The sequence below is a fragment of the Actinomadura coerulea genome (assembly GCF_014208105.1).
Lineage (GTDB): Bacteria > Actinomycetota > Actinomycetes > Streptosporangiales > Streptosporangiaceae > Spirillospora > Spirillospora coerulea.
Genome location: NZ_JACHMQ010000001.1, coordinates 502,225 through 520,154 on the forward strand (window position 1 = coordinate 502,225; position 17,930 = coordinate 520,154).

General features: G+C 74.5%; 15 protein-coding genes. 3 read left to right on the top strand and 12 right to left on the bottom strand.

Annotated elements, in window-relative coordinates; all coding sequences use genetic code 11:
* Nucleotides 1-6 precede the first annotated feature (6 nt).
* The 7 genes from BKA00_RS02370 to BKA00_RS02400 all read right to left on the bottom strand — a co-directional run bounded on the left by BKA00_RS02370 (nucleotide 7) and on the right by BKA00_RS02400 (nucleotide 9,026).
* Nucleotides 7-711 (bottom strand): 3-keto-5-aminohexanoate cleavage protein, encoded by a 705-nt coding sequence (locus tag BKA00_RS02370; RefSeq protein ID WP_185023361.1) that lies wholly within the window; start codon nucleotides 709-711, stop codon nucleotides 7-9.
* 24 nt (nucleotides 712-735) lie between these two features.
* On the bottom strand, nucleotides 736-2,703 hold the full coding sequence (locus BKA00_RS02375) for a hypothetical protein (protein ID WP_185023362.1): 1,968 nt from the start codon (nucleotides 2,701-2,703) through the stop codon (nucleotides 736-738).
* A 43-nt stretch (nucleotides 2,704-2,746) separates the two neighbouring features.
* Entirely contained in the window at nucleotides 2,747-4,015 is a 1,269-nt protein-coding gene (locus BKA00_RS02380) for an adenylosuccinate synthetase (RefSeq protein WP_185023363.1), read from the bottom strand.
* Between the two features lie 3 nt (nucleotides 4,016-4,018).
* A complete protein-coding gene (locus tag BKA00_RS02385; RefSeq protein ID WP_185023364.1) occupies nucleotides 4,019-4,990 on the bottom strand; it encodes a hypothetical protein in 972 nt (323 codons plus the stop codon).
* 11 nt (nucleotides 4,991-5,001) lie between these two features.
* A complete protein-coding gene (locus BKA00_RS02390; protein ID WP_185023365.1) occupies nucleotides 5,002-6,030 on the bottom strand; it encodes a molecular chaperone DnaJ in 1,029 nt (342 codons plus the stop codon).
* Between the two features lie 50 nt (nucleotides 6,031-6,080).
* On the bottom strand, nucleotides 6,081-6,914 hold the full coding sequence (locus BKA00_RS02395) for an NUDIX hydrolase (RefSeq protein WP_185023366.1): 834 nt from the start codon (nucleotides 6,912-6,914) through the stop codon (nucleotides 6,081-6,083).
* Between the two features lie 213 nt (nucleotides 6,915-7,127).
* Nucleotides 7,128-9,026, bottom strand: coding sequence for an APC family permease (locus BKA00_RS02400; RefSeq protein WP_268248189.1), 1,899 nt, complete (start codon nucleotides 9,024-9,026; stop codon nucleotides 7,128-7,130).
* Between the two features lie 393 nt (nucleotides 9,027-9,419).
* Between BKA00_RS02400 and ggt the strand changes: the two genes are divergently transcribed.
* The 3 genes from ggt (at nucleotide 9,420) to BKA00_RS02415 (ending at nucleotide 12,685) form a co-directional block, all read left to right on the top strand.
* The gene (ggt, locus tag BKA00_RS02405) at nucleotides 9,420-11,318 is read left to right on the top strand and encodes a gamma-glutamyltransferase (protein WP_230298506.1); all 1,899 of its coding nucleotides are present in this window, start codon (nucleotides 9,420-9,422) and stop codon (nucleotides 11,316-11,318) included.
* 52 nt (nucleotides 11,319-11,370) lie between these two features.
* A complete protein-coding gene (cutA, locus tag BKA00_RS02410) occupies nucleotides 11,371-11,733 on the top strand; it encodes a divalent-cation tolerance protein CutA (protein ID WP_185023367.1) in 363 nt (120 codons plus the stop codon).
* 85 nt (nucleotides 11,734-11,818) lie between these two features.
* A complete protein-coding gene (locus tag BKA00_RS02415) occupies nucleotides 11,819-12,685 on the top strand; it encodes an oxygenase MpaB family protein (protein ID WP_185023368.1) in 867 nt (288 codons plus the stop codon).
* A 3-nt stretch (nucleotides 12,686-12,688) separates the two neighbouring features.
* Here the strand turns inward: BKA00_RS02415 and BKA00_RS02420 are convergent, their stop codons facing one another.
* The 5 genes from BKA00_RS02420 to BKA00_RS02440 form a co-directional block, all read right to left on the bottom strand.
* Nucleotides 12,689-14,230, bottom strand: coding sequence for an MDR family MFS transporter (locus BKA00_RS02420; protein ID WP_185023369.1), 1,542 nt, complete (start codon nucleotides 14,228-14,230; stop codon nucleotides 12,689-12,691).
* Between the two features lie 80 nt (nucleotides 14,231-14,310).
* Entirely contained in the window at nucleotides 14,311-14,610 is a 300-nt protein-coding gene (locus BKA00_RS02425; RefSeq protein WP_185023370.1) for a metal-sensitive transcriptional regulator, read from the bottom strand.
* 85 nt (nucleotides 14,611-14,695) lie between these two features.
* The gene (locus tag BKA00_RS02430) at nucleotides 14,696-15,286 is read right to left on the bottom strand and encodes a histidine phosphatase family protein (RefSeq protein WP_185023371.1); all 591 of its coding nucleotides are present in this window, start codon (nucleotides 15,284-15,286) and stop codon (nucleotides 14,696-14,698) included.
* Between the two features lie 69 nt (nucleotides 15,287-15,355).
* Nucleotides 15,356-16,471: an alanine dehydrogenase gene (ald, locus tag BKA00_RS02435; protein WP_185023372.1), complete on the bottom strand. Its 1,116-nt coding sequence runs from the start codon at nucleotides 16,469-16,471 to the stop codon at nucleotides 15,356-15,358.
* A 165-nt stretch (nucleotides 16,472-16,636) separates the two neighbouring features.
* Nucleotides 16,637-17,800: a glycerate kinase gene (locus BKA00_RS02440; protein WP_230298505.1), complete on the bottom strand. Its 1,164-nt coding sequence runs from the start codon at nucleotides 17,798-17,800 to the stop codon at nucleotides 16,637-16,639.
* Nucleotides 17,801-17,930 lie beyond the last annotated feature (130 nt).

A 17,930-nucleotide genomic window follows, 5' to 3' on the forward strand; every position in this document is an offset into this window, starting at 1 on the left:
CGGCGCCTACGGCAGGAGGAGGGCGCGGGCCGTCTGGACGAGGACCGCGTTGTCGGCGGCGGGAGAGCCGTCGGGCAGTTCGAGGGTGTCCTCCAGCCCGATGCGGACGTCGAGGTTCAGCCTGACCGCGAGCCTCAGCACCGGCCACGCGCCGCCGTCCTCGCCGTGCAGCAGGATCGGCCGCGACAGGCGCGTGCCGAGGTCGCGCAGCAGCGCCTTGGCGGTGTCGGTCGCGGTCTCCGCGTCGGTGTCGGTGACCTCCGCGAGGATCCGCAGCACGTGGTGGGCGTGCGGCCAGCGGAGGAACCGCGCCGCCGCGTCGGTGCCGGAGAAGATCCCCGCCTCGATGGCGACGCCGCGTTCGAACAGCGCCTCGGCGACCAGCTCGGCGCCCTCCTCGTGGAAGTTCACCGAGGCGTGGTCGGGCAGGACGGTCCAGGAGCGCACCAGCGCGGCGCGCTCGACCGGGTCGGGCGCGGCCCAGGCGCCGGTGGTCACCCCGACGGGGATCGACGGGGTCGCGGCGCGGACGGCGGCGAGGGTCTCGGCGACCCGGGGCGCCTCCAGGGTGTCGGCGCCCGCGTCGTCCTTGGGATGCAGGTGGACGTCCCGCGCCCCGACGTCGGCCGCGGCGCGGACCGCGGCTGCGATCTCCTCCGGGGACGTCGGAACGCCCTCGGTCCGGCTTCCGTTCGGGCAGACCTGGAGCATGGACCCGATCATCTCAGGTCGGGATCAGGGCGTGATGACGCAGGGTCCCCCGCCGCACACGTCCACGACGGTGCCGGTGGTGAGGAAGACCGCCTTCTGCCGGCGCGCTTCGGCGTTGTTGCGGGGGTCCGAGTGCGGGTCGCGGCCCTCGGTGGGGGGCGTGTTGGTGAGCGGCGGGACGGGTGAGCCGCTGTCCCAGACGACCATGGCGGAGCCGTCGTAGGACGAGCCGAACGTCGGGATGCCCCAGTAGGGCGCCTTGTCCGGGCTGCGGCCCGGGGCGACGGCCGGCGCGTGGACGCGGGCGCCGACCGTGCGCGCCTCGACCTCGGCGGCGACCGGGGCGACCTGGTGGTCGCCGAACGCCACGTGCATCAGCACGCGGTGCTTCGGCGTGCCCGGCAGCGGGTCGTCGGTCATGTGCCAGGCGTACCCGTCGGCCTCCCCCCGGTCCCAGAGCATCTGGATCAGCGCGAGGCCGATCTGCTGGTCGAGCCTGTCCGGGTAGAACAGGTCGAGGACCTTCGCGTACTGGGGGAAGTCGGCGCTGCGGTTGAGCAGCGTGCTGTAGTTCATCGCCGGGACGCCGAGGACGGCGCGGCGCACGTCGGGGGAGACCGCGGTGAGCGCGCCGCCCATGATGCCGCCCTGGCTGTTGCCGTCGTAGGTCAGCTCGGCCCCGGCGTCGATCAGGGGCGCGCCCGCGTCGTTCTGGAACGCCTTGTTCCCGGCGAACCCGCGGGTCATCGCCCGTCCGAGGAAGGTGAAGTTCACGAGGCTCTGCTGGAGGCGGTCGGCGACCGTCCGGAAGCGGGTGAGGTCGGCGAGCGCGGAGACGACGTTCGGGACGTCCTCGTCCGCCATGCCGATCCACTTGGTCGCGCAGAACACGAAGCCGTGCTCGGCGGCCATCGCCTTGACGTTGCCCGCGTCGACCTCGCCCTCGCCGCCGAGCAGCCCGTGCCCGTAGAGGGCGGGCCGCGCGGGGCGGGTGAGCGCCGAGCGCGGGATCTCGCACTGGAACGGCACGGCCTGGGAGTTGCCCGGCAGCCGGGAGGGCATGCCGTCCGCGCCGCGGTGCAGGGCCGATCCGGGCAGCCCGCCGTACTGGTCGAGGTAGCTCGGAGCCCAGACGATCCCCTTCACCTCTCGGGCGATCTTGTCGTCCACGTCGTCGGCCACCCGGGTGACGAGGAACGAGGGGGAGCGGTCGCCGAGATCGCGCAGCGCGTCGTCGCGCATGCGGAGCACGGGCCCGGTGAGGCTCTGCCGGCTCGCGACGGTGAAGTCCCAGGCGAGGTACAGGCCGTCCCGGCCGACCCCGCGGGCCTGGAGCGCGGCGAGGACCCGCCTGCCGTCCCGCTGCCGCGCCGCGAGCGGGTCGGTCGCCGGAAGATCGGGCCCGAGGATCCTGGCGAAGGCGGCGTTCGGCCGGATCGGGTTGCCGGCCTCGTCGCGCAGGTCGCGCAGCGCGACGGCGTAGCGGTGCCCCTCGCGGAAGTTGCGGGCCGGGCGGACGATCAGCGCGCGGCGGTCGGCGGGCGCGTTCGCGTCCAGTTCGGCCCAGTACGGCCAGCGCTCGCCCGTCGCGGTGTCGACGATGACGATCGGGGCGTCGTCGCGCAGTGAGGCGCCGACGTCGGTGACGGGCGCGGCGCCCGTCCGGGCCAGGTCGAGGCCCGGGACGCGGCTGAGCAGCATCGATCCGGGGGAGAAGCCGTCGGCGCGGTTCCACTCGGCCGGGGACACGGGCACCCCGAGCGCGTTCTTCAGCGTCGTGCGCAGGTGGACGCGGCGGCCGGTGGGCGTGCCGCCGTCGGCGACCGTGTAGTAGTCGTTCGGGAACGGCAGCAGGCACGCGGCCGGGTCGATCGGGTCGCAGCCGTCTCCGGCCTGCGCCGCGGCCGGCGGCACGGCGGCCGGGCCGGACAGCAGCGCGAGGGACGCGGCGAGAGCCGCGACTGCCGACAGGGTGCGCTGGGGGAGACGCAACGTCCACCTCCGGAAGAGCCGCGGCGTTAGCGGGATCTTGGTCTCAGCGCACGCTCAGGTCAATGGTTGTCCGGAAGTGGTCAGCCCGCTTGTCGGACGAGGTCGGGCCGTGGGACCGCAGGACGACGGGCGCGCCCAGCGCGTCCTCGATCGTCGCCACCGGGTCGCCGAGCGGGGTGTACACCGGGCGCGCCGCCAGCAGGCGGCGGGTGAGGGCGGCCTGGCGGTCCAGGTCGGGCGGTCCCGCCTCCAGGCGCCCGACCCGTTCGCCGTCCATCTCGTAGGAATGGCAGACACGCAGGTCTGGACGTGCCCCCGCTACGTCCAGGTGCGTGACCGCCAGGCCGTCCACGCCGCCCGTCACCTCCAGCGCGTACCGGAGCGCCACGGCGTCGAGGTGGCCGACCCGGAACGCGCCCTGCCAGCGTCCCGTGCCGTTGTGCGGGTCGGGGAGGTCCGCGGTCAGCGCCGGGTCCTCGGTGACGAACGGTCCGGGGCCGTGGCGCGTCGCGTACGCGCGCAGCACCCCGAGCCGCGCCGCGGACGCGCCCGCCTCGGCCAGCAGGGTCTCGGCGTTGGCGGACGTCGTCGTCGACCACGTCGTGTACGGGTGGAACCCGTGCCATTCGTCCAGCAGAACGCCCTGGGCGCCCTCGAACACGACGTTCCCGGCGCGGAGCAGGGCGTGCAGGTGCCCGGCGCCGACGATCCGCACCCGCTCGGCGAACGCGGTGAACGCCTCGGCGCACGCGTCGGCGCCGGGGACGTCCTCACCGCCGGGGAACGCGTCCCGGTACCAGTCGCGGACGGCGGCGAGCCGGCGCCGCAGCCGAGCGGGCGACAGGCAGTCGGCCGCCCGCGGCGCGTCGTCGTGCGCCAGGGCGTAGGACGCGGTCTCGCCGATGCCCATCCCGCACGACCCGTGCCGGGCCGCGCCGCGCGCCGACTCCCGCGCGCGGTTGGCGGCCCGGTGGTAGGGCGTCGTGAGCAGCGCCTCCCCGTCGACGGTGAGCCGGTCGAGCGCGTCGGGGACGCCCAGCGCGCGCAGGTGGTCGGCCTCGGCCGCGAGCGCCAGCGGGTCGATGAGCACGAACCGCGACAGGTGCGTCCGGACCCCCGGCGTGAACGTGCCCGAGCCGAACTGGGCGAACGTGTGGTGCCGCCCGTCCGGCGCGACGACGTTGTGCGCGGCCTGCGCGCCGCCGTTGAACCGCACGACCACCTCTGCCGCACCGGCGCGGCAGAGGTGGTCGACGACCGTGCCCTTGCCGGCGTCCCCGAAGCCGAGATCGACGACGATCACGTGGCCCATGGCTCAGAGCCGGGTCGTCGCGGACGGGCCGGCGGCGTCCAGGCCGGGCGGCGTGGAGGAGACCGCGACCGGCGCGCGGGCCGCGTCGAGCCGGGCGAGCGCGCGCGACACCGAGGCGCCGGCGTCCGAGCCCGCCTCCGCCAGGTGCCCCAGTCCCTCGCCCAGGTCGATGGCGTCCTCGGCGAGCCCGATCGTCAGCGCGATCGTCTCGCAGACGGCGTCCAGGTCGTCCAGGTAGAGGACGTTCTGGCCGAGCAGCTCCTGCCAGAAGTCCTTCACCTCGCGGTTGCCGGAGTGGTAGGCGCCCTCCGGGATGATGAAGTACACGTCGTACCTGCGCTGGAGCTCGCGGACGAGCTCCGCGATCGGCACGTCCTCGTCCGGCTCGCCGCCGACGAACCTGGCGATCTCGCGCCGCTTCGCCTTCGGGTAGGCCAGCTCGTCCCCGATCATGAACAGGTAGCCGCGCTTGCCGCGCTTGTCGAAGCAGTCGATCGCGGTGTGCCGCGCCATGAAGTACATGGCCAGCTCGTAGGACTCGCGCATCTGGCCGCCGCCCCCGCCCTCCAGGAGGATCTTGCCGAGGTCGTCGTCCATGCGGTTGTCGGCCTCGAACTGCCCGACCTGCAGCGGCGCCCGGTCGCAGGTCGCGTCGCCGACCGCGCCGAACAGGATGTGCGGGTGCTCGACGTATCCCTTGCGCAGCAGCAGCCCCAGCAGGTCGGGGAGCTTGGCCTGGAGCGTCCGCGGGACGGTCCCCATGGAGCCGGTCACGTCGAACAGCACGCCGATCGCGAGCGACTCGGGGTGGTCGGCGGAGTCCCGGCTCTCCCGGACGGTCACGCCGCGCGGGTCCAGGTCGGGGTGGACGGCGGTCGCGCCGCCGTCGGAGTAGGCGAACGCGCTGGCGCCGGTGGACGCGCGGTAGCTCGCGCGCGCGGCGTAGACGTCGGTGGACCAGTTTCCGCTTCCCATGATTCTCTCCTTCAGCGGGTGGCGGGCATGTGGAAGGGGCGGAAGCGGCGCGGGCCGTAGAGCCGCTCCAGCAGCTCGTCGAACTCGGCCAGCAGCCGCCAGGCGTCGGCGGGGCGCCGGTTCGGCGCCGGCGGCATGCAGCCCCGCGCGAACGAGCGCATCGCCTTCGGGACCTTGTCGCCCATCAGTTCGGTCATGCACCGGGCGGCCATGAAGATGTCGGTGGCCGGGCTCGCGGCCTGCCGTCCGGGCACCTCGGGCGGGTACCAGTCGGCGTACCGGTCGACCATCGCCGGGACGCGCCCCGAGGGGTCGGCGTGCGCGAAGCAGCCGGGGACGGAGTAGCACCAGTCGACCAGGACCAGGCCGTGCTCCTCCGGGTGGATCATCACGTGGTCGGGCAGCACCGCGCCGTGCAGGACGCCCGCGCGGTGCGCGAAGCCGAGGCCCGCGAGCAGCCGCCTCCACATCCAGGCCGCGTCGCGCGGGTCGACGCCGTCCGGGAAGGCGCGCCCGACCGCGGCGAGGCTGTGGAAGCCGTCCAGCGCGGCGACCACGTTCACCTGCCGCCGCGTCCCGGTGGCGCCGTCCCGGTGCCGGAACGACTCGACGAGCCGCGGCACGTACGGCAGGAACCGGGCGTCGCCGTCCTTCTGGAGCTGCCGGAGCGCCACGGCCTCGCGTTCGAGCAGGTCGCCGTCGGCGGGGTCGCGCGGCATCTTCAGCAGCACCCCGCGGCCCGGCTCCGGGCGCGCCGCGTACAGCAGCACGAGGTCGCCGCCGATCGGATCGCCCTCCAGCCGGTAGGCGTGGCGGCGCGTGGTGATCAGCGTCTCGTCGCCGCGGTTGTAGGCGCGCCAGAGCGAGGTCAGCCTGGCGAACGCCTCCTCGGTCCGGCCGCCGCCCGCGTCCGGGTGGACGAGCCGGGCCAGCCGCCGGTAGCGCCGCACCGCCTCCGCCTCGTCGCCGCCGAACAGGTCGGCGGGACCGCGGGCCCGGTCGAGCCGCGCCAGCGCGTCCTCCAACTCACTTCCGCTCATCTGTGCTCCCTGTGGGGGGCGACCCCCCACACCCCCCGGTTCGCTTCCGCTCATCTGATCTCCTCCTCCCGGCTGGGCCTCAGCAGGGCGGGGTGCAGGAGGCGGGCGTCGCCCGCGCGGTAGAGCCGGGGGCGCGGGCCGCCGCGCCGGCCGCCGCGGTCGGACGTCGCGCCGGTGCTCTCCACGAACCCCGGGACCGACAGGACCTTGCGGTGGAAGTTGCCGGCGTGCAGTTCCTCGCCCCACACCGCCTCGTACACCGAGCGCAGTTCGGGGATGGTGAACTCGCCGCCGCAGAACGCCGTGGCGAGGGGGGTGTACTCCAGCTTCCCGCGGGCCCGCTCCAGCCCGTCCGACAGGATCCGCGCGTGGTCGAACGCCAGCCGGCGGGTGGTGCCGGGGCGCTGGTCCCCCGAATCCGACAGGCCCAGCGCGTCCACCGGGGCCCACGCGGCGTCGGCCGCGTCGCCGCCCGCCTCGGGGTCCGGCAGCTCGGGCGCGAACGCCAGGTAGGCGACGGAGATCACGCGCATCCGCGGGTCGCGGCCGGGGGAGCCGTAGGTTCCGAGCTGCTCCAGATGGACCCGGCCGAGCGCGCCGCCCTTGGCGCTGAGCCCGGTCTCCTCGGCCAGCTCCCGGACGGCCGCGTCGGGCAGGTCCTCGGCGCCGGTGCCCTGGAGCGGGCCGCCCGCCTGGACGAAGCCGCCGGGCAGCGCCCACATCCCCTCGTAGGGGGCGTTCCCCCGCCGTACGAGCAGGACGTGGAGCGCGTCGTCGCGGATGGTGAGCGCGACCACGTCCACCGTCACGGCGACCGGGTCGTAGTCGCGCGGGTCGTAGGTCGCGAGGAACCCGCTCTCGTCCCGCCTCGGTTCCGGGGCCATCCGTCCGCCTCCCGTCAATCTCGGCCTGAGTAAGTCTCAGGATGAGTTCATCTCGTCCTGAGAAGAACATAACCCGGACCGGGGCCGCTGTCCAGTCCCTTGCTCCGGAGACGAGACGAGGGCGCCGCCCCCGGGGAGGGGGCGGCGCCCTGAGTCGTGCGGCGGGTCGGTGTTCGGCGGAACTTCACAAAACAGAAGTTCCGCGAGGCGGCCTCAGCGGCGGTGCCTGCCGCCGGGCGGCGGCTCCTGGTGCTCTCCGCTCTGGCCCCGCCCGCCCCGGGGGTCGTACGGGGCCGGGACGCCCGGGTCGAGCGTGTACGGATCGTCGCCGGGGGCGGAGGGGGACCGCTCCGGGGCGCGCTGTCCGGGACGGCGGGGCTGGCGGGCGAACTGGCCCCCCGGCTGCCGTCCCGCCGAGTACCGGCCGGTGGGGTAGGGGCTCTCGGGCGCGCCGGGGCGCCGTTCGGCGGGCCAGGCGCCCGTCTCGTAGGGCGCGGGGGAGGAGTGGACGTCCCGCGGGCCGGGAAGCGGCGCCGTCCCCGGGGGCGGCGCCATGCCGGGCGGAGGGGCCGGGGCGAGCCGTGCGGCGACCGGGCGCTCGGGCGGCGCGTCCAGGAGGAGCTTCATCTGGCTCTTGCGGCGCCCGTAGACCATGTAGAGGACGAGCCCGACGCCCATCCAGACGGCGAAGTACCCCCAGGTCTGGACGTTCAGGTTCAGCATCAGCCAGCCCACCGCGATGATCGTCAGGAGGACGACCAGCGGCGCCGCGGGCACCCGGAAGGGGCGGTGCAGGTCGGGCCGGGAGCGGCGCAGCGCCGGCACCGCCGCCGCGACGAACAGGAACGCGAACAGGGTGCCGATCACGACGAGCTGCTCCAGCGTGAGCACGTCGATGGTCTGCGACATGACGAGCGCCGCGCCGCCGGCGACGAGCGTGGCCCGGGACGGCACCTTGTAGCGGCTCATCGCGGCCAGGGGGCGCGGAAGCAGGCCGTCGCGCGAGATGGAGAACACCACCCTGGTCAGGCTGATCATCAGCACCAGGATCACGGTGGTCAGCGCGAGCATCGCGCCCACGTCGACGATCTTGCCCATCGCGCCCGCGCCGACCGAGTCGAAGGCCGCGGCGAGCAGCAGCTTGTCGGGGGTCAGCTTGGCGATGCCGTCCATCCCCATCATGCCGACCAGCGCGAACGCCACCGCCACGTACAGCACGATCGCGGTGACCAGGGCGGTGATGATGCCGCGCGGGACCTTGCGGGGCGCGTCGTCGGTCTCCTCCGAGGCCGTCGCGATCAGGTCGAACCCGATGTAGGCGAAGGCGATCGCGGGCGCCGCCGCGAGCATGCCCCAGGTCCCGAACACGTGCGGGGTGCCGCCGCCGACCGCGCCGAGCACCGCGTCCAGCACCGTCTTGTCGCCCGCCGGAGCGGGCCGGGAGGGCGGCAGGAAGGGGGTGAGGTTGCCGGGGTGGAAGAACTTCAGCGCGGTCGCGATCACGAGCCCGATCACGATGACCTTGGCCAGCACCATGAACCACAGCGTCTTCAGGCTCATCCGGCTGCCGCCCGCGAGCATCAGGGCGACCAGCAGCAGGATGCCGAACGCGAACACGTCCGGCCCCTTCTGCTGGCCGATCAGGTCGCCGAGCCAGCCCGGGATCGGCACCCCGAAGTCGTGCAGCGCCTGCGTCGCGTAGAGGGACCAGACCCGGGCGAGCACCGACGCGGCCAGCAGCAGCTCCATGATCAGCGCCCAGCCGACGACCCACGCCCAGACCTCGCCGAACGCGACGTAGCTGAAGGAGTACGCGCTGCCCGCGACCGGGATGATCGAGGAGAGTTCGGCGAAGGCGAGCGCCGCCAGCACGCACACGCCGCCCGCGATGAGGAACGACACGAGCACGCCGGGCCCCGCCGTCGAGGACGCCTGCTCGCCGGCGATCTTGAAGATGCCGGATCCGATCATGACGCCGAGGCCGAGCACGACGAGGTCGCGGGTCCGGTAGACCACGCGGAGCCGGTGCCGGCCGCCGTAGAGCCTCCCGGTCGCCCGCTCGACCGGCAGCCGGCGGAACATGTTGTTGCGCATGCGCATGTCCAAGGTCATAGGTGATCCCCCAGGGCCTGAACCCGCGCCGCTGTTCGCGAGGTGACGGCTGGCTGAAGTCCCTAAGAATTCACCAAGTATGGGCAGAAAAGCAACGTTTTGTGGGTGATTAGTGTGGTCAGGCGATTGTCGGATCCTGCCAACCCTCGCAGGTCGGCGACGTGTCGCAGCGGATCACTCACGCTCGGCGCGGGGAGGCCGAATCCCTTTCTGATGGAGCGTTCCGAGCGAATACGCCTCATTTCCAATGGGGAAAGCGCTTAATGATCTTTGTGGCGCGCGGCCCGCCCGGACCGGACGCGACCGGACGCGACCGGGGTCGGCCGGAGCGGACGCTGGCGCGGGTCGAAGATCGGTGGCACCGTAGGGGCGCCGCGTTCGTCTGGAGGTCCGGTGTTGCGCTCCCTGTCGCCATCGCAAGCGTTCCCGTCCCGACCCCCGGCGCCGCCGGGACGAACGCGGATCCGCCGCCGCACGGCCGCCCTGGCCGCCCTGACGGTCGCCGCGTCCCTCACCGTCCCCGCCTCCGCGGGTGCCGCGCCCGTCCCGAGGCCCGCGCCGGCCCCGCCGGCCAAGCAGGCCGTCGCGACCGGGTTCGGCGGCGCGGTCTCCACCGTCGACCCGGAAGCGAGCCGGACGGCGCTGGAGGTCCTCAAGCGGGGCGGCAACGCGATGGACGCGGCGGTCGCGTCCGCCGCGACGCTCGGGGTCACCGAGCCGTACGTGTCGGCCATCGGCGGCGGCGGCTTCATCACGTACTACAACGCCAGAACGCGGCGGGTGTACGCGCTCGACGGCCGGGAGTTCGCGCCGCGCCGGATGCGCCAGGACTCCTTCGTCGACCCGGCGACGGGCAGGCCGCTGCCGTTCGACCAGGCCGTCACCAGCGGCCTGAGCGTCGGCGTGCCCGGCACCCTCGCCCAGTGGGACCTCGCGCTGCGCCGCTTCGGCAGCCGCGACCTCGGCACCCTGCTGCGCCCGGCGATCAAGGTGGCGGACCGCGGCTTCGTCGTCGACCAGGAGTTCCACGACCAGACCGCGGTGAACGAGGCGCGCTTCCGCGACATCGTCCCGACCCGCGAGCTGTTCCTGCCCGGCGGGAAGGTGCCCGAGGTCGGCTCGGTGTTCCGCAACCCCGACCTCGCGGGCACCTACCGGGAGCTGGCGAGGCGCGGCACGGACTGGTTCTACGAGGGCGGGCTCGGCAAGGAGATCGTCAGGACGGTCGCCCGGCCGCCGGTGGACCCGGAGGCGACACGCGACGTCCGCCCCGGCCTGATGGAGCGCGGCGATCTCGCCGCCTACCGGGCGGTGCCGCGCAGGCCCACCCACGTCCCCTACCGGGGGACGGACGTGTACGGCATGCCGCCGTCGTCGTCCGGGGGCTCCACGGTCGGGGAGGCGCTCAACATCCTCGGCAACTTCCGGCTCGACCCGCGCGACCCGGTCACGGCCCTGCACTACTACCTGGAGGCGTCCAAGCTCGCCTACGCCGACCGCGGCCGCTACGTCGGCGACCCCGACAAGGTGGAGGTGCCGCTGGAGGAGCTGCTGTCCTCCGGGTTCGCCCGCGAGCGCGCCTGCCAGATCAGGCCCGACCAGGCGGCCGCCGCGCCGGTCGCCCCCGGCTCGCCCGACGGCCGCTACGAGCCGTGCGTCCCGCCGGGCACCCAGACCAGGGCGCTGGCGTTCGAGGGCCCGCAGACCACCCACCTCGTCGTCGCCGACAGGTGGGGGGACGTCGTGTCCTACACGCTGTCGATCGAGCAGTTCGGCGGCAGCGGCATCACCGTGCCGGGGCGCGGGTTCCTGCTGAACAACGAGCTGACCGACTTCTCCTTCCAGCCGCCGGCGCCCGGCCAGGCGCCCGACCCCAACCTGCCCGGCCCGCACAAGCGGCCGCGCAGCAGCATGGCCCCGACGCTGGTGCTCAAGGACGGGCGCCCGCGCCTCGCCGTCGGCACCCCGGGCGGCTCGACGATCATCACCACCGTGCTGCAGATCCTGGTGAACCGCATCGACCTCGGCATGGACCTGCCCGCCGCGCTCGCCGCGCCGCGCGCCACGCAGCGCAACACCCCGCAGGTCTTCGCCGAGCAGGCGTTCATCGACCGGTACGGCCGCGACCTCGCCGCCCGCGGGCACCGGCTGGAGCTGTTCCCCGGCCCGCCGCGGGGCGTGATCGGCGCCGCGACCGGGCTGGAGTTCCTGCGGCCGGGGCTCGTGCAGGCGGTCGCCGAGCCGACCCGGCGGGGCGGCGGCAGCGCGCTCGTCGTCCGTCCGGCCCGATGACACTTGCCTACCCGGGGGCGTGCCCGGACGGCCAACGGGAAGGAGTCGTGCCATGGCGCACTCATACGTGCAGGTGACGACCACGACCGACTCCCGCGCCGAGGCGGCCGAGCTGGCCCGCTCGGCGGTCGCCGAGCGGCTCGCGGCCTGCGCGCAGCTGGTGGGCCCGATCGCCAGTACCTACTGGTGGGAGGGCGAGATCGAGTCGGCGGAGGAGTGGATGGTGCTGTTCAAGACCTCCGCCGACCGGTTCGACGAGCTGGCCTCCCTGATCACCGAGGGGCACTCCTACGACACCCCGGAGATCATCGCGACGCCGGTGGTGGCGGGCAGCATGGACTACCTCGCCTGGATCACCGAGCAGACCGAGCCGGAGGAGCAGGACGAGGCGATCGCGGAGGACGACGGGGATTGATCGTGTGACGGCCGTCATGGCAGGGTAAGTCTCCGATTACGCGGCGCGGGGGCGCGCCCGGCCGCGGCGGCGGAAGGCGGTCGGCATGCACGCGGCGAGCGAGGAGAGGGCGGACCTCGGGCTGTTCGGGCCGGGCTCGGTGACCTGGCATGTCATGGGGGAGCCCGTGCTGATCGTCGGCGGCGTCCGTGCGCTGCTGCTCCAGGCGCTGCACCCGCGCACGATGTGGGGCACCGCGCAGAACTCCGAGCTCATGGACCCCTCCGCGGCGTGGGCGCGGCTCGTCCGGACGGTCGAGTTCGTCCGCGTCCGCACCTACGGCACGCACGAGGAGGTCGAGCGGGTGGGTCGCCGCGTCCGCCGGCTCCACTCCAGGCTGACCGGTCTCGACATGCGCACCGGCGAGACGTTCCCGGTCGACGACCCCGAGAACCTGCTGTGGGTCCACATGGGCGAGGTCGACTCCTACCTGGACGTGGCCCGCCGCGCCGGGGTGCCGCTGACCGCCCGCGACGCCGACGCGTTCGTGGACGAGCAGCGCCGCGCCGCCGCGGTCGTCGGCCTCGACCCGGCGGACGTGCCGGCCACCGTCGCGGACATGCGGGACTACTACGCCGGCATGCGGCGGCAGATCTTCGCGTGCCGGGAGGCGCGCGAGGGGCTGCGCCGTATGTTCAGCCCCGCCGTGCCGCGGCAGCTGCTGCCGCTCAAGCTCGCCGCGCCCGGCCTCGGCGTGCTGGTCGTGTCGACACTGCCGCGCTGGGCCCGCCGCATGTACGGGCTGCCGGGGCTGCCGACCTCGGACCTGGCCGCGACGATGACGCTGAAGGGCCTCTACCGCACCACGCAGGTCGTCCCGGAGCGCTTCCGGTACTCGCCGGACGCCCGGCGGGCCAGGCGCCTCACGCGCGAGCGGGAGACGGGCCTGGCCACCTGGTCGATCGCCTCCTGAGGCTCACACCGGCGGGGGAGCGTCCGGCGCGGTGCCGTGGTCGCGGGCGCCGCGCCGCGGGAGCAGCAGCGCGGGCACGATCAGCACGGCGGTGAGGATGAGCGCGACCCGGAACGTGTGCGCGAACGCGTCGGCCAGCTGGGGCGCGACCTGCTCGCGGATCCGCTCGGGGATCTGCCCCGGCCCGCCCGCGGCGCCGCCGCCCCCGCCCGGCCGCGGGACGCGGTCGCTGATCTGGCGGGACAGGACGACGGCGAGCAGCGCCGTGCCGACCGACCCGCCGAGCTGGATGATGATGTTCAGCGTGCTGCTGGCCCGCGGCACGACCGCCCGGCTCAGCGTCGTCAGCGCCGCCGACATCGTGGGCATCATCGTGCAGCCGAGACCGAGGCCCCGCACGTAGAGGGCGCCGCCGAGCAGCCAGTAGGGGGTGTCGGCGCCCACCGTCGCGAACGGGACGGTGCCGAGCACCAGGACGACGATGCCGACGGGGACGATCCGCCCGGCGCCGAGCTTGTCGGTGACCACCCCGGCGAGCGGCATCGCGGTCGCGGCGCCGAGGCCCTGCGGGGCGAGGAGCAGACCCGCCGCGAACGCACCCTCGCCCCGGGCGATCTGGAAGTACAGCGGGATCAGCAGCATCGAGCCCATCAGCGCGATGCCGACGAAGAACACCGCGACGGCCGCGGTCGCGAACGTCCGGTCGGCGAACAGCCGCACGTCGATCAGCGCGCGCTCGCGGCGCCGCAGGCTGTGCAGCGCGAACAGCGCCACCAGGACCGCGCCGCCGGCCAGCCACGCGATCGTGGACGGGCGCCCGAAGCCGCCGCCGCTGCTCGCCGTGGACAGGCCGTAGATGAGCAGGACGAACCCGGGCGGCAGCAGGAGCAGCCCGCGCAGGTCGACCCCGGGCGCCGCGTGCTCCCCGTGGTCGTGCGGCACCTTCCACCACGCGAGCGCGAAGGCGAGCGCGCCGACGGGCAGGTTGACGAAGAAGATCCAGCGCCAGTCGACGTCCTGGACCAGCCACCCGCCGAGGACGGGGCCGAGCACCGGCCCGAGCAGCATCGGGACGCCGACGATGCTCATCATGCGGCCCATCCGGCGCGGCCCGGCCGCCATCGTCAGGATGGCCATGCCGGTCGGCATCAGCATGCCGCCGCCGAGCCCCTGCACGACCCGGAAGACGATCAGCGACCCGATGTTCCAGGCAGCGCCCGACAGGACCGACCCGAGGACGAAGAGCACGATCGAGGTCATCCACACGCGGCGCCCGCCGAACCGGTCGACGGCCCAGCCGGTGAGCGGGATGACGGTGCCCATCGCCAGCATGTAGCCGGTGATGACCCACTGGATCGTCGACAGGCCGGTGTGGAAGTCGCGGCCGAGCGTCTCCAGCGCGACGTTGACGATCGTGGTGTCGAGGATCGCCATGACGGTCCCCGACACGATGACCAGGCCGAGGACGATCGTCGGCCGGTCGAGCCGGTCGAGCCGGTCGGCGCCGCCGGTCGGCGCCGCCCTCGTGGCCGGGTTCTCGCTCATGGTCGGCCCCCTCGCGTCGGTTCCCGGTCGCCCGTCTCCCCGCCGGCCGGGGCGTGGAGCGCCCCGCCCGGGCCGGTGCCTCAGCCGCGGCGCATGAGCCGCCCGACGGCCGCCATCAGCTCGGTCGACATCGCCTCGCCCTTGCCCTCCTCGGCGCCCTCGGCCACGCAGTGCCGGACGTGCCCGTCCAGCAGGCCGAGCGCCACCTTGTCCAGCGCCGCCTGGACGGCGCTGATCTGCGTGAGGATGTCGATGCAGTAGCGGTCCTCCTCGACCATCCGGTCGATGCCGCGCACCTGGCCCTCGATCCGGGCGAGCCGCGTCTGCAGCTGGTCCTTCGTGGCGGTGTACCCGCGGGTGGGGGTGTCGCTGGTCGCCATCTCCGTCCTCGCAATCCGTCGGGGGCGCTCGCCCGGGTACCCCTGGGGGACATCCCCCAACAGGTACCTTATGCGGTGGGAGGCCTCAGGGTGCGGGCACGTTCCAGGCGCTGACGACGGGCCGGTCGTGCTCGGAGCCGAGCGCCGACACGGTCCCGGTGTCGAGCGCGAACAGCCGCCCCAGCGCCGGTTCCAGGCCGAGCCATCGCGCCGTCAGGACCCGCAGGACGTGGCCGTGCGCGACCAGCGCGACGTCGCCATCGTCCAGCAGCGCCCGCGCCCGCGCGAGCACCGCGTCCGCCCGCGCGCCGACCTGCTCGACGGTCTCGCCCGGATGGCCGGCGTCGCCCGGGACCACCCCGTCGTCCCACAGGAACCAGCCCGGCCGCTCCTCGCGGATCGCCCGGGTGCTGATGCCCTCGTAGCCGCCGTAGTCCCACTCCCACAGGTCGGGGACGATCTCGTCCGCCCGCATCCCGGCGAGCTCGGCGGTCCGCCGCGCCCGCTCGGCGGGGCTGACCAGCGTCCGCGCGAAGGTCCGCCCGGCCAGCGCGCCGCGCAGCGCGCGGGCCTGCTCCTCGCCCCGCGGCGTCAGCGGCAGGTCCGTCCGCCCGGTGTGCCGCCGCGCCCGGCTCCACTCGGTCTCCCCGTGCCGCACCAAGATCAGTTCACCCATGCCCGCCTGTCTACCCGGCGGGCCGCCTCCCAAGAACCCCCCGGAACGGTGAGAGGACGGGTGAGGCCGTCAGTCGAGGATCGAGGTGAGGGGGGTGTACGGCAGGCCGTGGGCCTCGGCGACGTGGTCGTAGACGAGCGCGCCGGCGTGGGCGTTGAGGCCGCGGGCGAGGGACGCGTCGGCGTGCAGCGCCTGACGCCAGCCCTTGTCGGCGATCTGGACGGCGTAGGGGAGCGTCACGCCGGTCAGGGCGTAGGTGGAGGTGTTGGGGACGGAACCGGGCATGTTCGCGACGCAGTAGAACGTCGAGCCGTGTACCCGGTAGGTGGGGTCGGCGTGCGTGGTGGGGCGGGAGTCCTCGAAGCAGCCGCCCTGGTCGATGGCGATGTCCACCAGCACCGAGCCGGTCTTCATCCGGGACACCAGCTCGTTGGAGATCAGCTTGGGCGCCCGCGCGCCCGGGATGAGCACGGCGCCGATGACGAGGTCGGCGGCGCGGGCCTGCTGCTCGATCGTGTAGGCGCTGGACACCAGCGTCCGCAGGCGGCCCTGGTAGACGGCGTCGATCTCGCGCAGCCGGTCGACGTCGACGTCGAGGACGGTGACGTCCGCGCCCATGCCGACGGCGATCTGCGCGGCGTTGAGGCCGGACACGCCTCCGCCGATGACGACGACCTTGGCGGGCGCGACCCCGGGCACGCCGCCCGGCAGGACGCCGCGCCCCCCGTTGAACGACATCAGGTTGTAGGCGCCGACCTGCGGGGCGAGCCGTCCGGCGACCTCGGACATGGGGGCGAGCAGCGGCAGGGAGCGGTCCGGGAGCTGGACCGTCTCGTAGGCGATCGCGGTGACGCCGGCCGCCAGGAGCGCGTCGGTGCACTCGCGGGACGCGGCCAGGTGCAGGTAGGTGAACAGGACCTGGCCCTCGCGCATCCGGTGGTACTCCGGCGCGATCGGCTCCTTCACCTTGAGGATCAGCTCGCCCTCGGCCCAGACCTCGTCCGGGCCGTCGAGGATCTTGGCGCCCGCGGCGGCGAAGTCGTCGTCGGGGATCGCCGAGCCGGTCCCGGCGCCCCGCTCCACGAACACCTCGTGGCCGTGCCGGGTGAGCTCGTGGGCCCCCGCCGGGGTGATCGCCACCCGGTACTCGTGGTTCTTGACCTCTCGTGGGACACCGATCTTCACCGGGAGCTCCTCTGTCAACGCTGACCAGGATGTACGCCTCCAGCGTGCGGGGCGGCGGCGATGCCCGGCTATGCGCACTGTGTCAAGGCATCGAGCCTTTCGACGACACTGTGTAAAGAGCGCCCCAAGGCGGCGCGGGGAGCGCGTCCGTTGGAGCGGTCCGGGCTACGGGGCGCCCCGGGGCAGCCACTCGTCGGCGATCGCGACGGTCAGCTGCTCCAGCAGCGGGCCCGCGCGGCGGACGCGGCGCTCGTCGTCCGGCTCGATGTCGGCCAGCGCGTACGCCGCCTGGATCCGCGCCTTGCGCAGCTGCTCGCCGGTGAGGCCCCGGCGGCCCGCCACCGCGACGACCGGCGCGCCGGCGCGGGCGGCGGCGCGGGCGACGTGCACCGGCGCGCTGCCCCGCAGCGAGCGGGTGTCGAGGACACCTTCCCCGGTGACGACCAGGCGGGCGCCGCGCGCCTTCTCCGCGAAGCCCAGCAGGTCGAGCATCAGGGCCGGGCCGGGCTCGATCGTCGCGCCGAGGAAGGTGAGCGCGGCGAACCCGACGCCGCCCGCCGTCCCGGCGCCGGGCAGGTCGCGGGCCGCCCTGCGGGCCGCCGCCTCGGCCAGGTCGGCCCACCGGCGCAGGCCCGCGTCCAGCAGCCGCACCTCGTCGCGGTTCGCGCCGCGGCGCGGCCCGTCCACCGCGGCGGCGCCGGTGCGGCCGAGGAGCGGGCCCGCGGAGTCGGCCGCCACCACCACCTCTATGCCCGACATGTCGGGCAGGCCGCGCAGGTCGAGGGCGTGCAGCGAGCGCAGCGCCGCCCCGCCGGGCGGCAGGTCCTTGCCGAGCGCGTCCAGCAGCCGCCCGCCGAGCCCCTGGACGAGGCCCGCGCCGCCGTCGGTGCACGCGCCGCCGCCGAGGCCGAGGACGATCCGCCGTGCGCCGAGCCGGACGGCGTGGGCGAGCAGCTGGCCCGTGCCGACGCTGGAGGCGGTGAGCGGGCGCGGGCGGCCGCCGGGTAGCCGCCGCAGCCCGGACGCCTCCGCCAGCTCGACCACCGCGCTGGTGCCGTTCAGCGCCAGCCGCGCCGTCACCGGGCGGCCGGTGGGCCCGCACACCTCGACCTCGACGCGCCGCCACCCGGCGGTCACCGCGGCCTCGACGGTCCCGTCGCCGCCGTCGGCGACGGGAAGCTCCACCAGCGCGACGTCGGGACGCGCACGGCGCAGCCCGGCGGCGAGATGCCGCGCCGCCCGCGCGGCGGTCAGCGCTCCCGGGAACCTGTCAGGCGCCAGCAGGACGTGACTTGGCGGGGACGGGTGGGAGGGAGAGTCCGCGGACACCACAGCCACGCCTTTCACGCCGGGGGGTAAGGCCCTTCCTTCTGCTTACGCCATGCCGACACTATTTGACACCCGCAAGGGCCTCCGGGACCTACAAACGGGCGAGTTGCGTCGCGGAGCGGTCACCGTG